Raw genomic sequence first — 14425 nt, 5'->3', positions numbered from 1 at the left:
CCTTGGCGTGCGAGCTACCCACGTCCCGCCGCACGCGGCAACGAGCTAGCTGTACCCCATCGCGCACAGCAGAAGACGAGGAGAATAACGTGGCCATCTACCTGGGAGGACGAACGGCACTTGACATCTGGCGACGCGCATCCCTGGGGCTATGCGCGATGCCCATCAGCTGCACGTGCACCAGCCTCGTTGACTCCGCCGCTTCATCAAGAGAGCTTGTCGCGGCAGTCCAGTCTCTTCTCCTTGCAGGAGCCATCCCCGACGAGGGTGGATGCCACCGAGACCTGGAACCAAGGACGCAGCTCCCTGGCGTTGTCCAAAGATGCGCGCGCCCATTCGAACTCCTGGTAGACCACAAGAACAAGTCACATCGAATGAGGGGCGCAAAGGTACGGGTATGTCGCTCCACTCTCCCGTCGGGATCCTTGTTCCGGATTCCGAACACGGACGTCCGCCTCGCATCACCCGAGCTCATCTTCCTGCAGCTTGGCAACGGGAGGGCGCTTCTGCCAAAAATCGAGCTTGGAATGGAGCTCTGCGGAAGCTACGTGAGGGGTGACCTCGCCCCGCAAGGCCAGACGGAGCTCGAACATGGGGAGAGGGGACGAGTCCCTCGGCTAGATGCTGGATGCGAGGGGAGGCCATCCTTGACAAATGTCGCCCGATTGCATGAGTTTTTAAATGAGTCGAAAGGCATGCACGGTATCGTGGCATCCAGGCGCGCCTTGCGTTGGGTGCTCGACGGTGCCAGATCGCCACGTGAGAGCGCCCTCCACCTTGCCCTCGACCTGCCATCCAAGCTGGGTGGATATGGCATGGGCACCCCCTTGCTCAATCACCCTTTGGATCTGGGGGCAGGCATGCGAGCTGGCTCCTGCATTGCCGACCTTGCATACCCGAAGGAACGCGTCGTGGTTGAATATGACGGGTTCGCGCCACATGGTGGAAGGCGCCTCGAATCGGGCGAAGTCGTCTTTGACGCAGACAAGGTGCTTGACGACAAGGACCGCTGGAGCCGCATACAGGCGGCGGGATGGAAGCTGGTAGTGTTCTGTGGCAGGGACACGACGTCCTTCCCTCGCTTTGACACGAAGGCGAGGCAGCTCGCCAGCTACCTTGGAAAAGCCGTCTTGGACGGTGGAGCCGAAACCACGCAAGCGAGAGACAGGCTGAGGCGCTGGTTGTTCAATCCACATAGGCATCAGCTGTGAGCCAGGAGGGCACTACCGCCAAGCCGACTTCGATAAGACGTCGGCTCCCGACCTGAGCTGAATTGTCGGTACTTTCCGAGCAATGAGGTGCCGACAAACGAACGCATATGCCCTCAAAGTGCCGAATTGGGTTAGATCGTCGGTATTTCTCGCCTGCAATAGTACCGACAAACGGACTCGTACCGACAAACTGAGCCGTATCAAGTTCGGCTGCGCAGGGCCAGAGAGAGCCTCGTGGCACCCGATGCCAGCAGCAGCGCGACCGTGGCCAGGATGACCGCGCTGGCATCCGGGACGAAGGTCGCGAAGTCCCCCCATGGGGCGCCATAGAGCCTCGGCACCCACAACAGGCTCAGGGGGAGAAGGCCGTACGCCACGAGGTCCCAGGCCAGGAAGTCGCGCGCCCTCCCCTCGGACCAAGCCGCCCCGAGCCTGCGCGCCCAACCCCTCAGCCCGAGGAGGCTCGCCAGGGAGAGACCAACCATCACAAGGTAGAGGGCATCGTATTGGGCATGGAGCCACAGCCTCTCGCCACCGTCCACCTCCACGCCGCCGCCACCCACGGCGATGAAGGTGACGCCGTCGGCCATCTGCCAGAACGCCTCGTTGCCTCCGAAGTAGTCGCTCGCGTCGCCCAGCACGACGAGGGCGATTCCGCGAGAGGGCAGCACCATCATGCGAGCGACGTAGTTCTCGACCTGGCCGTCGTGGCTCATCACGAGCTCTCCGCCGTCCCAGCCGAAGGTGGTCCAGCCCATGCCGTAGTAGGTGTCGCCGTAGGGGTCAGGCACGCGACTCAGGGCGAGCGCCCGCACGGAGGAGGGATTCAGGACGCCGGAGCCGCCCCGCAGGTACATGCGCAGGTAGCTCTCCATGTCGCTCAGGCTGGCGCGCACGTAGCCGGACGAGGGCCCGCCCCAGGCGTGGTCGCCGTCCTGATGCAGGTATCCGTCTGCCAGATTGAGCCCGAACCAGTTGCGGTGCCCCGGCACGGAGCCCTGTGCGGCCTCGCCGGCACGGGCGTCGTCCGAGCCATAGGCGGACGCGTCGTACATTCCCAGGGGGGCGAAGACCCTCTCCCCTAGGTAGTCACCATAGCTCATGCCGCTGACGGCCTCGACGAGCCGGCCCAGGAGGTCGTAGTTCGCGTTGGAGTACGAGAAGCTTCCCGCCGAGGCTCCCGGCCAGGCGTCCGCGGGGGAGTCGTAGTAGCCGAATCCGCTCGTCTGGTTGAGGAGTGACCGGACGGTGACGGAGTCGGGCAGACCAGCGTCCGCCACATAGCAGCCAATGGGATCGTCCAGGTCGACTTGGCCCGCCTCCACGAGCTGCATCACCGCGACGGCCGTGAACGACTTCGAGAGCGAGCCGATCACGAAGGTCGAGCTCGTGCTGGCGCAGTCTCCCAACGTCCGCTCGTACAACGTTCCCCGGGCGCTCACCACCGCGACGGCGACGCCGGGCACGCCGGTCCGGGGGAAGTTCTGGTCGAGGTAGGCGTCCATGAGCTCGGCGAGTTCGGCCTGCGTTGGGGTGCTGCCGGGGTCAACCTGGGCATCGCCGCCGCCCCCCGAGGGAAGGACGAGGCCCTCGTCGTCGCCTCGGGCGAAGGGGAAGGCCTCCTGCGGGTCGACGTCGAGGCCAGAGTCGGCGTCGGAGCTCGCGTCCGACCCTCCGTCAGAGACGCCCGAACCCCTGTCGGTCGACGCATCGGTCTGAACCTCGATCTGGCTGCTGCCGCTGGCAACGCGGTACGAGCCGGGTACCACCCCCACGGCGCGCAGGAGCCCGGCGAGCTCCCCCTCGCCAAGCACGACGGCAATCGCCAAGGCAAGCACCAGAACCCCGCGAATCCATCGCCGGGGATCCCTGCACGCCGCAGGAGCCGCCTTCCCATCTCCAAGGACGCCCATGAAGCTAGAAGCCCGCATAGACGAACTGCACCGGCCCGTTGAGGCCCGAGAAGACGAGGAACCACAGCAGGACCGCCAGAAGTGCGAAGGCAAGGCAGCCTGCCGCCACGGCGACGAGCGTGCCATGCCCGGCGGCATGGTCGATCAGCCAGGCCTTGGAGCGGGCGAGAGGGCCCTTCCCTCCCTTGCCGGACATCAGGCGCCCTCCCCTGCCTGCGTCGCCCGCTCGGACGTGAGTCCCTCGGCGCTGCCGTAGCCCGCTCCGCCCAGGAAGGCGTCCTTGGTTCCGTTGACGAAGTGGTAGAAGGACTCCTCGATCCGCACCCAGCCACGCCAGCCGGGATGCACCGTGTCGCAGAGGAAGTACCTCTCGTACTCGCAGCTCGAGAAGTCCGCGTATGCGGAGCCGGCTTCGTCGCAGATGCCACGGATGCGCTGGTAGTAGTACTGGCGCTCGTCCTGGCTCACGTTGGAGCGGTCGTACCACGACCCGTGCACGGGAAGGATGCACACCAGGGGCTCCAAGCCCGCCTCCTTGCACACCCTGAGCAGGCAGGCGAGGTCGGCGTACTCGTCGTCAGCCTCGTGGAAGTTCTGGTACCACTCGGGGTCGTACTGGGAGTTCTTCTCCCAGTACGCGTCATAGACGCCATAGTCGTTGTTGGTGCAGCGCTGGGCGCCCTCCGCGTCGGCCTGGGCGAGCAGGGCGGCCCAGTCGGGCTCGCCCGTCGACTCGCCCGACGCGCGCAGCACGCTCTTCTTCGGGGCGAGCGAGATCACGTTGGAGAGCTTGGAGCGCAGGCGCAGCTGGTCGGACTGGTAGTAGGCGACCGCGTTGAGGCGGTCCAAGGGGGTGTCGCCGTTGGCCGCACGCAGCTCCGTCGTGCCCACGCCCAGGGCCTGGGCACGCTGGCGCACGTAGGCCTTGGTCTGGTCCGAGATGTCAGGATTGTCACAGAACTCCTGGTAGAGCGAGTAGCTGAACTTGGACGAGAACTTGGACTGCTCCCCGTTGCCCTTGAAGAACCACTGGGGAGAGACCACGAGCATGACTTTTTTGTTCGTCGTCTTGCGCGCGTACGCCCCGGCGGCGATCGCCTGCCAGAGGCTCTGGTCGTAGCCCTCCCCCACGTAGGTCATGTCCACGCCGGAGCCCGACTCGCCGAAGACGGCCTGGGGGCACATGGACACCAGGTCCTTCGAGATGTAGAACTCGGAGGAGCCGAAGCAGAGCCGCGAGCCCGCGGACATGTTCGCGGTCACGAAGGAGCTGTTCTCCGACTTCCCGCTGGCATACACGTAGTCGTAGATGCGCGACTCGTCCGCCCGCCCGCTCTTCGGCAAGGCGAGCTCCGCCACCGCAAGGCCCGCAACGGAGAAGGCGAGAAGGCCGCCCGCGACGCCCAGCAGCAGGCGCAGGCCGGGACCTGGCCAGCGTCCTGCGCGCGAAGACTGGGAGGCTTCCTCGACCGTGGCGTCGTCCCTGTTGGCGTCCGTCACCCTAGAGCCTCTTCCTGACCTGCTCGAGGATCAGGTCGACGGTGTTCATCTCCTCGCGGGGGAGCTCGGTGGGTGCGATGGAGACGCCGAACTCCTCCTCGATGCCGACGAGCAGCTCCACGGCCGCCATCGAGTCGAGCAAGCCGAGGTCGAAGAGGTCCTCGTCGCGATGCTCCCGCACCGCCGGGTCCTCGCAGACCTCCTCCATGAGGTCGAGGAGGCGCTCCTCCACGTCGTCGTTGCGCATGCTGTCAGACATTCAGTACTCCTTTCAGAACGAGGGAGACCTGCCCTGAGAAGAGGGCAAAGCCAAAGAACACGAGCTGCATGGTGATCGCCCACGAGGCCAGTCTGAACCAAGTCTGTCCCTTGTGGGCGCGGTAGTAGGCGGTCTTGTGGAAGCCCTCGGTGGCCGCCATGAGGACTCCGTGGTAGAGGCCGTACGCCACGTAGTCGGAGGTGACTCCGTGCCAGAGCCCCATGAGCAACATGTCTGCCACGAGGGCCACCTGGGCGGTGCGCAGGCGTCCCTTCACGAGGTGACGGCGCATGAGCCAGCGCGAGAGGCGCATGAACACGAAGTCGCGCAGCCAGGCCGAGAGCGTGATGTGCCAGCGGTTCCAGAAGTCCTGGAGGTCCTCGGCCAGGAAGGGCGCGCGGAAGTTGCGGGGCACGCGCACGCCCAGGCAGTAGCCCACGCCCATGGCCATCATCGAGTAGCCCGCGAAGTCGAAGAAGAGGTAGAGGCCATACGCGTAGCAGGTCACGACCTGCTTCCACAGCTCCTCGAGGAAGGGGCCGCTCCCCCAGGCCGCGGGGGCGTAGAGGCGGTGCACCAGGGTGGCGAGCACCATCTTGTAGGCCATGCCGCCCAGGACGAGGAGGATGCCGCGAGCCAGCATACCCGCGTACTCGTCGCGGGGCGGGATGCGGCGTGCGTCCTCGAGGAAGCGCCGGCTGCGGTCGATGGGACCCGAGTCGAAGGTCGGGAAGAAGAGCAGGAAGCTGAGCTGGTCGACCAGGCCCATGTCCTCGCGCGCGATGAGCCCGTCGTGCACCTCCATGAGGATCTGCACCGACTTGAAGGTGGCATACGAGATGCCCGCGAAGCCCAGGAGCGCCGTGGACGCGAACGAGACCGTGAGCTTGTAGGTCACGAGAGGCAGGATGCCGAGGGCGACGGCCGCCACGAAGCGCCTCTCGCTCTTGGGGTCCGCCATGAGCCAGCGAGTCGTGCCCAGCGAGACGACGAGGAAGAGGGCGAGGGAGACCAGTTGCGCGGGCTGGCCCGCCACGAGGCAGCCGACGAGCAGCAGCGAGGCGACGAGGCCCAGGCGGTCAAGCCGTCGGCCGTTGAGCCCCAGCACGGCGGCGACGGCAATGACCGCGGCCGTGAGTGCGAAGAAGCTGGGGTCTGCGAAGAAGCCCATCTCTCACCCGCTAGGAGGCCTGGAGGGAGCGGCGGTCGACCTTGCCGTTGGGAGTGAGGGGCATGCGATCGAGGATCCTCACCGAGCGAGGGACCATGTAGGAGGGCAGGCGCACGGCGAGGTCCGCCTTCAGGCCGCGGGCGAGGTCGAAGTCCGCCTCGTCGGCGTCCCGGCGCGAGAGGACCACGAAGGCCCGCAGGCTCCGCACCCTCCCGTCGCGTACGACGGGGAGAACCGCCGCCTGGCTCACGCCCGGCATCTCCAGGAGCGCACCCTCGACCTCCTGGAGCTCGATCCTGAAGCCGTTGAGCTTGACCAGCGAGTCGAAGCGCCCCTCGCAGTGCAGCACCCCGCCCTCGTCCAGGTGGCCCTGGTCGCCCGTGCGATAGCCGCGGGTGGGGCTGCCGTCCGACATCGTGGTCTGGAAGAAGGCCTCGGCGGTCTTCTGGGGGTTGCGGTAGTAGCCCTTGGCCACCGTGTCGCCCACGATCACGATCTCTCCGGAGACGCCCGCGGGGCAGGGCTCGCCCGTCTGGTGGTCCACGATCCTGAGCTCGGTGCCAGGGCGGGGCACGCCGACGGGGAGCGGCGCGCTCCCGGCAAGCTCCTCGTCGCCGATCGGGGCGAAGGTGACCGCCACGGTGGACTCGGTGGGCCCGTAGGTGTTCACCACGAGGGCGTCGGGGAAGCGCTCGCGCAGCTCCTGCGCCGTCTGGCGCCTGAGCTCCTCTCCGCAGAAGAGGAACATCCTGAGCTCTGGCAGGAGGCTGGCGTCGAAGCGCCCATCCACGAGGCAGAGGTCCGCGAACGAGGGGGTCGAGACCCACACCTCCACGCCGGAGCCCGCCAGGTCCTCGAAGAGGTCCTTGTAGCTCGCGGCGACCTCGCCTGGCACGGCATGCAGGCAGCCGCCCGTCGAGAGCGCCCCCACGAGCTCGTACTCCGAGAGGTCGAAGGAGTAGTGCGCCTGGTCGAGGAAGACGCGGCCACCCTCGGACACGACGGGGAAGTCCCTCATCCAGCCCATGAAGTTGGCGACGTTGGCGGCCGAGACCTCGATGCCCTTGGGACGACCCGTCGAGCCCGAGGTGAAGATGACGTAGTTGGTCTGCTCGCCCTGGACCCAGCCCTCGCGAGGGGGCACGGGGAGCTCGCCCTCCCTGCCCGACACGGCCTCGTCGGCGGCAAGCTCGCGCACGTCGACGATGCGGTCGGAGGGCAGCACGCCCGCGAGGGACGACGGCACGTTCTGGCAGCACGCGAGGGCGGCATCCTCTATCTGGCTCACGATGTCGCGCACGCGCGATGACGGCAGCTCGCTGTCCACGGGGACGAAGGCATGTCCGCTCAGGAGGCAGCCCAGGAAGGAGGCGACGGCGAGGTAGGACTTGGAGGCGTAGACGACCACGGGGGCGCGTCCGGGGGCAACTTCCAGAAGGCGCCACGCGACCCTGCACGAGAGCCTCCAGAGCTCCGCGTAGCTGACGTCCTCGTGACCCGACTCCTGGTAGGCGGGGGATTCCGGCGCAGTGCGCACCGTCGCCATGACGGCGTCCAGGAGCGCGTTTCCCTGGGCGGAGGCGGGCTGGACGGTGTCCCGAGGCGGCTTGGACGCGGATGCCGCCGATGCGACGGGCGACATGCCCGGCAGGTCCTTTGTAACGTTCATGGCCACTCCCTCGTCGCTACTTGCACGGAGTCGGTCCTTGATCCACGCTCGCAGTATTTCCGCTGCATGTGAAGGCGGCGTGTTCGAGGGAAGTCTGACACAAAAGCACGTTCAAGATAAATTTTTCCTTGAAACGAGCAGGCAGGGACCTTGCCCCAGGACGGGGGGCGGGCGAGAGGGGCCAGGCACCCTAGCCTTTGGCCGCCGACACCTGCTCCTCGAGCAGGTCCGCGAAGGACTCGATGACGCCCCAGACGTGGCGCGACTCCCTCCAGGCCAGGCTGACGGAGATGCCCGCCCCCTCCCCCAGCCCGATGGCCCTGAGGTCGGAGCCCGGATGCGCCGCGAGCGCCGACCGGGCCAGGTCGTCCGGAACGAAGCAGGCACCGACCCCCCGCGCCGCAAGCTCAACGAGGGTCTCGGAGTTCTTGGACTCCACCCGCGGCCTGGGCGGCACGCCCGAGCGCCCCAAGATCCTGCGGGAGAGGTCGCCCGGCTCGTCTCCCCTGCCCAGGAGCATGAAGGGGCAGTCCGCGAGCGCAGCCAGGCTCCCCGTGCGCTCCACCTCCCGGGCGACGGCCTCCCAGCCCCCGCCCAACAGCTGCCGGAGCAGCCCCTCCGAAACCAGCAGGACCACGCGCTCGCGCCTGAGCTCGCGCACCACGAGGCCCGGCTCGTCCGCGTCCACCGTGGCCACGACCAGGTCCACGGCCCCCTGCCGGAGCAGCTCGACGAGCTCCTGGTTCTCGGCCTCGACGAGCCTCACGTCGATGCCGGGCCTGAGCTCCTGGAAGCGCGAGACCGCCTCGGGCATGAGCATGTGGCCGCGGGTGCTCGCGATGCCCACGCCCAAAAGGCCGCGCTGGTCTCCCGCGATGTCCATGAACTCGCGCCCCATGGTGCGCCGCTCGCCCTGGAAGCGGCGGGCATACCCCAGGAACACCTCGCCGGCGTGGGTGAGCGAGAGGGGCACCCTGCGCTCCAGCAGCCTCACGCCAAGCTCCCGCTCGACGCCCGCGATGTGGGCCGAGAGCGTCTGCTGCGTGACCGAGAGGCGAGCTGCGGCGCGGGTGAAGCTCCTCTCCTCCGCCACCGCGATGAAGTAGTCCATGGTCTGGAAGTTCATGTCCCCGTCCCGTTCTGCGACCGCGCTCACGGGGCCTGCGAGCCGGTCACAACTCACAAGAAAGTTTTGTTACAGGTATCAAATATAACAGTTTGAAATACAGGTGAGAGACCCATAGGATGCGAGGGGCAGGCATCGGTGGAGGGAGCGGACGAGGATGGCAGAGGCGTTGGTCCTGGCGGCGTTCGCGCTGTCGCTTGCCGTGGGAATAGCCCTCGGCCTCTCCCTCCTCGTGCCCCTGGCCTGCGGCCTCGCGCTCTTCGTGGGCTACGGCCTCCACAGGGGGCATCGCCTGGGAGAGCTCCTGCGCGTCGCCGCGCGCGGGCCCCTCTCCATAGGAAGGGTGCTCGTGCTCTTCGTGGTCATAGGCATGCTCACCGCCTCCTGGCGCGCGGCCGGGACCATCCCCGCCGTCACCTGCCTCTCGGTCCGCCTCGTGAGCCCCTCCACCCTCCCGCTGGCGTCCTTCGTGCTCTGCGGCCTCATGTCCACCCTGACCGGCAGCTCCTTCGCCGCCTCGGCCACCGTGGGCGTGGTGTGCATGACCATCGCGACGGCCATGCGCGCGGACGTCCTGATCGTGGGCGGGGCCATCATCAGCGGGTCCTTCCTGGGGGACCGCTGCTCGCCCATGTCGAGCACGGCCATGCTCGTCTCCACCATCACCCGCAGCAGCCTGCACGAGAACCTCGGGCGCATGATGAGGATCTCCGTCGTGCCCGTCGTCGCCTGCGCCCTGATCTACGCCGCGCTGGGTCCCGCCGCCGGAGGCACGGGCATGGCCCCCTCGTTCAGGGGCTCCTTCGCGACGTCCTTCGACCTCTCGTGGTACGTCCTCGCGCCCATCGCGCTCGTGCTGGTCCTCTCGCTGGCAAAGCTCAGCGTCCTGCGCACCATGCTCGCGAGCCTCGCGAGCGCGCTTCTGCTCTGCGTCTTCGCCCAGCACGTCCCCCTGGGGGAGCTCCCGGGCATCCTCCTCTTCGGCTTCAGGACCTCCAACCTGGCCATCGGGCGCATGGTGAACGGAGGTGGGGTCCTCTCCATGACCGAGATCGCGTTGATCGTCGCGGTGGCCTCCAGCTACTCCGGCCTCTTCGAGGAGACGGGCCTCCTCCGGGGCATCCGCGCCTTCGTGCGCCGACTCGCGGGGCGCACCACGCCCTTCGCGGGAGTCCTCGTAACCAGCGTGGTCACCGCCTGCATCGCCTGCGACCAGGTGGTCTCGCTCATGCTCACCGCCCAGCTCTGCGACGAGATAGAGGGCGACGGCAGCGCGCTGGCGCTCGACCTCTCGAGCAGCGCGGTCATCATCCCCGCGGTCATTCCCTGGACGACCTCCTGCGTGGGGCTCTGCGCCTTCGTAGGCATGCCCGTCGGCAGCGCCGCGTACGCCTTCCTCTGCATGCTCATCCCGCTCTGGACCCTCGTCGTGTCGCTCTGGCAGAAGCGGCACCCGGGCTTCGCACTCCAGCGCGGGGGCAGGGCCCTGGGCCTGGACGCGCGCGACGACGCGAGGCTGATGGGGAACGAGGCCCCCGCCAAGATGGCAGGGGCCTCGTAGAAAGTGGCGATGCGAGGGCTTCGCCCACGCCTGGCGCAGGGATCTTGGACCTAGGCGATCCTGCTGGCCACCTGGGGGGCGAGCTCGGGCAGGGGCACCTGGACCTGCTCGTGGGACTCCATGTCGCGCAGCGTTGCGAAGCCACGCGCGAGCTCCTCCTCGCCCAGCACCACACAGAGGCGGGCGTGGCACTTGTCCGCCTGCTTGAACTGCGACTTGAGGGAGCGGCCCTGGTAGTCCGCCTCGCTGCGGATGCCCGCCTGGCGCAGGGCCAGCGTCGCCTCGAACACCGCGCCGCGCTGCTCGGGAGAGGCGCAGGCCACGTAGACGCAGCCCTCCTCCGGGGTCTCGAGGCTGCCGCCCTGGGCGGCGAGGGCCAGGGCGATGCGCTCGAAACCCACGGCGAAGCCGATGCCGGGCGTGGGCTTGCCGCCCTCGAGCTCGACGAGGCCGTCGTAGCGGCCGCCGCCGCCGATGGCGCCGACGCCCGCGTCGAGCGCCTCCACCTCGAAGACCGTGCGGGTGTAGTAGTCGAGGCCGCGCACCAGCGTGGGGTCCTCGACGTACGCGACGCCCGCGGCGTCGAGATAGCGCTTGACCTGCTCGTAGTGGGTGCGGCAGTCGTCGCAGAGGTTGTCCTTGGCAAGCGGAGCCGCGGCCATGACCTCGCGGCAGTAGTCGTTCTTGCAGTCGAAGCTGCGCAGGGGGTTGATCTCGGCGCGCTCCAGGCAGTCCTCGCACATCTCGTCGGCGTGGGCAAGGATGAAGTCGCGAACCATCTGGCGGTAGGCGGGACGACAGGCGGCGTCGCCCATCGAGTTGATCGAGAGGCGCAGGCGTGCGGGGTCGAAGCCCAGGCGCTTGTAGAACTCCATGAGCATGATGATGCACTCCGCGTCTGCCGCCGGGTCGGGCGCACCCAACCACTCCACGCCCACCTGGTGGAACTGGCGCAGGCGGCCCTTCTGCGGACGCTCGCCGCGAAACATCGCCTCGGCATACCAGAGCTTGGCGGGAGCCGCCCCCTGCGGGACGAGGTTGTTCTCGACCACCGAGCGCACGACGCCGGCGGTTCCCTCGGGACGCATGGCCATGCGCTGCTTGGCCTTGAGGCCCCTCTCGCTTCCGGCGGCGAGCAGGTTCTCCATGAGCGCGCCGGAGACCACGCGGAACATCTCCTTGCGCACGACGTCGGTCGACTCGCCGATGCCGTGGACGAAGGTGTCCACCTGCTCGATGGCCGGGGTCTCGATCATGTCGAAGCCATAGGCGCCAAAGAGCTCGCGCGCGACGTCCTGCATGTGCTGCCAGGCGCGCATGTAGCCGCCAAACAGGTCCTCGGTCCCCTGGATCTTCTGTGCCATGGGTCTTCCCTTCCGCTCGTGTGCAACGGCCAGTATATCCCCAAGACGGCGGCCTCCCCATGCGGTCATGCGAGAAGGATGCGCGCAATGCGGCGCCAGCGTGCGCCGAATCCGACGAAGGCGCAGGTCAGACGAGAATGCCGCGCACTCCAGAGATGGAATGCGCGGCAACGTATGGGCCAGGGCCGTAGGCGAGCCTGAATCGCAGGCAAGCCTAGGCTGCGGCCGAATCTGGAGCTGCGGGCAACGCCTGTCTGCCCGCCTACAGCCTGCCCACCAGGTCGAGGCCCGGGGTGAGGGTGGCGCTGCCGGGATGCCACTTGGCGGGGCAGACCTGGTCGCCGTGGGCGGCGACGAACTTCGCTGCCTGCAGCAGGCGCAGGAGCTCCACGGCGTTGCGGCCGATGCCGCCCGCCGTCACCTCGTACACCTGGATGCGACCCTCGGGGTCGACGATGAAGGCACCGCGCTCCGCCTGCCCGGCGTCCTCGATGAGCACGTCGAAGCTGCGCGCGAGCACGTGCGCGGGATCGGCGAGCATGGGGTAGTCCACCTTCCCGATGCGCTCGGACTCCTCGTGCCAGGCCTTGTGCACGTACTCGCTGTCGCAGGAGACGGAGTAGACCTCGCAGCCCTCCTGCTGGAAGGCGGCGTAGTTCTCCGCCAGCTCCTCGAGTTCGGTGGGGCAGACGAAGGTGAAGTCCGCGGGATAGAAGAAGAACAGCGACCACTTGCCCAGGACGTCCGCCTTGGTGATGGTCTTGACCTGGTCCTCGTGGAACGCCTTGACGCTGAAGTCGTCGATCTCCTTGCCGATGAGAGACATGGTTTCCTCCTTGTGCGCTTGCGGGACGAGGCCCTGCCTGCGCCCCTCTCTGCAGTCCCCTCGAAAGGGGTTAGCCTAGTCTAACAAAATATATGTTGTTAGGTCTATAGCAATTTTTGCGAACGCCATGCGCGCATGGGGCACGCATGAGGAGAGGGGCTTCCCGTGACGCGCAGGTCATGCCTGGTTTGCGCGTGAAGGGCACAAAGTCCCAGTTAGACGGGAAATGCCGCGCAGGCCATTTGCGACCTGCGCGGCATGCTTTTGCGCCCTACTTCCCCGCTGCGCAGTCGGCCTGCCCGCCGCGCAGCATGCGCAGGCCGTGTGCGATCGGCCCGATCACCGCCGAGAGGTTCTCGCATGCGGCCTTGGGGCTCCCCGGCAGGTTGACCACCAGGCTGCCACCGCAGATCCCGCAGGCCTCGCGCGAGAGGCAGCCGTGCGGCGTGATCTCCATCGACGCGGCACGCATCGCCTCCGGGATGCCGGGGGCCATGCGCTCGCAGACAGCGACGGTCGCCTCGGGCGTGACGTCACGTGGCGAGAAGCCCGTGCCCCCCGTGGTCACGACCAGCGCGACGTCCCGGGCGACCAGGGAGCGCAGGACGTGCTCGATCTGCGCCTGCTCGTCGGGCACGACCTCGCTCGCCACGACGTCGTAGCCCGCACCCTCCAGCAGCCCCACCAGCGCCGGGCCGCTCGCGTCCTCGCGCTCCCCGCGCGAGCAGCGATCGCTCACGGTGACGACCGCCGCCTCGAAGCCCTGCCCCGGCCCCTCCGCCATCAGAGCATGCCTCCCTCGCCCAGGACCACGAAGTCGCGCTTGCCCAGCTCTATGCCGGCGGCGATGCGCGGGAGCACCAGGTCGAAGATGGTGGTCTTGCTGTACATGACGCAGCCGGGAAGGCCCATGACGGGACGTCCCGCGGCACCCGTCTGGCCTGCCACGCCGAACTCTCCGTCGTAGTAGCCCAGGAGCATCATGGCGCCCGGTAGCACGGGCGCGCCGTAGGTCACGATGCGCGCGCCGGAGCCCTTGATGGCACCGGGCGTGTTGTCGTCCGGGTCGACGCTCATGCCGCCGGTGCAGACGATGAGGTCCACGTCCGTCTCGCGCATGCGGGCGAGGGCGACAAGGAGGTTGTCCATGCCGTCGTCCACGACCTCGCGCTGCGTGGTTACGATGCCGACGCCCTTGAGCTTCTCCTCGACCACGGGGGTGAAGCGGTCCTTGATGATGCCGGCCGCCACCTCGGAGCCCGTGGTCAGGATGCCCGCCGTCTTCAGACGGTACGGCGCGACGCGCATGAGGGGCCTGCCGCCGGCCGCGGCCTCGGCCGCCTCGAGCCGCGCCTTGTCCACCACGAGGGGGATGGCGCGCGTGCCCGCGAGCACCTGCCCCGCCTGGACGGCAATGTTGCCCGGCTTGGTGGCGACCATGACCTCCTCCACCGAGTTCACGGCGACGAGCCGCTCGGAGTCCACGATGAAGGCTCCGTCGCAGGTCGCGCGCAGGTTGATCTTGCCCTCGCGGGGCTCGCCGGCGGGCTCCAGGCCCTCGCCGAGGCAGAGCGCCGCCAGGCGCTGGGCCGCCTCGTCCTCGTGCAGCTTCGTCTCGTCCATCTCCCAGACGTAGATGTTGCGCTTGCCCATGGAGAGGAGCACGGGAATGTCCTCTGCCTCGACCACATGCCCCTTGCGGAAGCGGGCGCCCTTGTAGCGCTTGCGGTCCCCGTCGTCCTCCGGGATGATCTGCGTCATGTCGTGGCACAGCACGTGCCCGACGGCGTCCTCTGTCCTGATCTGCCTCATGCCAACCTCCTTG

13 protein-coding genes are annotated in these 14425 nt (G+C 67.9%); 2 read left to right on the top strand and 11 right to left on the bottom strand.

The features are described from left to right. The first annotated feature begins 647 nt into the window (after window positions 1–647). Window positions 648–1211: a hypothetical protein gene (locus HMPREF1868_RS00920; RefSeq protein WP_156439366.1), complete on the top strand. Its 564-nt coding sequence runs from the start codon at window positions 648–650 to the stop codon at window positions 1209–1211. A 200-nt stretch (window positions 1212–1411) separates the two neighbouring features. Here HMPREF1868_RS00920 and HMPREF1868_RS00915 read toward each other — a convergent pair whose 3' ends face one another. From HMPREF1868_RS00915 to HMPREF1868_RS00885, 7 genes are all read right to left on the bottom strand, one after another. After that, a complete protein-coding gene (locus tag HMPREF1868_RS00915; RefSeq protein ID WP_062529564.1) occupies window positions 1412–3049 on the bottom strand; it encodes a serine hydrolase domain-containing protein in 1638 nt (545 codons plus the stop codon). A gap of 79 nt (window positions 3050–3128) precedes the next feature. Further along, a complete protein-coding gene (locus HMPREF1868_RS09665) occupies window positions 3129–3320 on the bottom strand; it encodes a hypothetical protein (RefSeq protein ID WP_009277950.1) in 192 nt (63 codons plus the stop codon). Beyond that, window positions 3320–4624, bottom strand: coding sequence for a D-alanyl-lipoteichoic acid biosynthesis protein DltD (gene dltD, locus HMPREF1868_RS00905; RefSeq protein ID WP_062529562.1), 1305 nt, complete (start codon window positions 4622–4624; stop codon window positions 3320–3322). The genes HMPREF1868_RS09665 and dltD overlap by 1 nt, the downstream gene beginning before the upstream one ends. 1 nt (window position 4625) lies before the next feature. Beyond that, a complete protein-coding gene (dltC, locus tag HMPREF1868_RS00900) occupies window positions 4626–4883 on the bottom strand; it encodes a D-alanine--poly(phosphoribitol) ligase subunit DltC (RefSeq protein WP_009277952.1) in 258 nt (85 codons plus the stop codon). After that, window positions 4876–6054, bottom strand: a complete 1179-nt coding sequence (gene dltB / locus HMPREF1868_RS00895; protein ID WP_062529560.1) for a D-alanyl-lipoteichoic acid biosynthesis protein DltB — start codon at window positions 6052–6054, stop codon at window positions 4876–4878. The genes dltC and dltB overlap by 8 nt, the downstream gene beginning before the upstream one ends. A gap of 10 nt (window positions 6055–6064) precedes the next feature. Beyond that, window positions 6065–7723, bottom strand: a complete 1659-nt coding sequence (gene dltA / locus HMPREF1868_RS00890; RefSeq protein ID WP_197414906.1) for a D-alanine--poly(phosphoribitol) ligase subunit DltA — start codon at window positions 7721–7723, stop codon at window positions 6065–6067. Window positions 7724–7913: 190 nt separating this feature from the next. Beyond that, window positions 7914–8849 (bottom strand): LysR family transcriptional regulator, encoded by a 936-nt coding sequence (locus HMPREF1868_RS00885; protein WP_062529558.1) that lies wholly within the window; start codon window positions 8847–8849, stop codon window positions 7914–7916. A gap of 157 nt (window positions 8850–9006) precedes the next feature. Between HMPREF1868_RS00885 and HMPREF1868_RS00880 the strand changes: the two genes are divergently transcribed. After that, a complete protein-coding gene (locus tag HMPREF1868_RS00880; protein WP_062529556.1) occupies window positions 9007–10410 on the top strand; it encodes a Na+/H+ antiporter NhaC family protein in 1404 nt (467 codons plus the stop codon). Between the two features lie 50 nt (window positions 10411–10460). Here HMPREF1868_RS00880 and hisS read toward each other — a convergent pair whose 3' ends face one another. The 4 genes from hisS to HMPREF1868_RS00860 all read right to left on the bottom strand — a co-directional run bounded on the left by hisS (window position 10461) and on the right by HMPREF1868_RS00860 (window position 14412). Further along, window positions 10461–11774 (bottom strand): histidine--tRNA ligase, encoded by a 1314-nt coding sequence (hisS, locus tag HMPREF1868_RS00875; RefSeq protein WP_062529555.1) that lies wholly within the window; start codon window positions 11772–11774, stop codon window positions 10461–10463. 262 nt (window positions 11775–12036) lie between these two features. Next, window positions 12037–12600 carry an alkyl hydroperoxide reductase subunit C gene (gene ahpC, locus HMPREF1868_RS00870; protein ID WP_009277958.1) on the bottom strand — a complete coding sequence of 188 codons (564 nt, stop codon included), beginning with the start codon at window positions 12598–12600 and terminating at the stop codon, window positions 12037–12039. 271 nt (window positions 12601–12871) lie between these two features. Next, window positions 12872–13384 (bottom strand): MogA/MoaB family molybdenum cofactor biosynthesis protein, encoded by a 513-nt coding sequence (locus tag HMPREF1868_RS00865; RefSeq protein ID WP_062529553.1) that lies wholly within the window; start codon window positions 13382–13384, stop codon window positions 12872–12874. Then, window positions 13384–14412: a molybdopterin-binding protein gene (locus HMPREF1868_RS00860; protein ID WP_062529551.1), complete on the bottom strand. Its 1029-nt coding sequence runs from the start codon at window positions 14410–14412 to the stop codon at window positions 13384–13386. Before HMPREF1868_RS00860 ends, HMPREF1868_RS00865 begins: the two co-directional genes overlap by 1 nt. Window positions 14413–14425 lie beyond the last annotated feature (13 nt).

Origin of the sequence: Olsenella sp. DNF00959 (genome assembly GCF_001553055.1) — a bacterium.
Lineage (GTDB): Bacteria > Actinomycetota > Coriobacteriia > Coriobacteriales > Atopobiaceae > Olsenella_I > Olsenella_I phocaeensis.
Note: the sequence above shows the minus strand (reverse complement) of the source record. Positions and strands in the feature narration are given on the sequence as shown.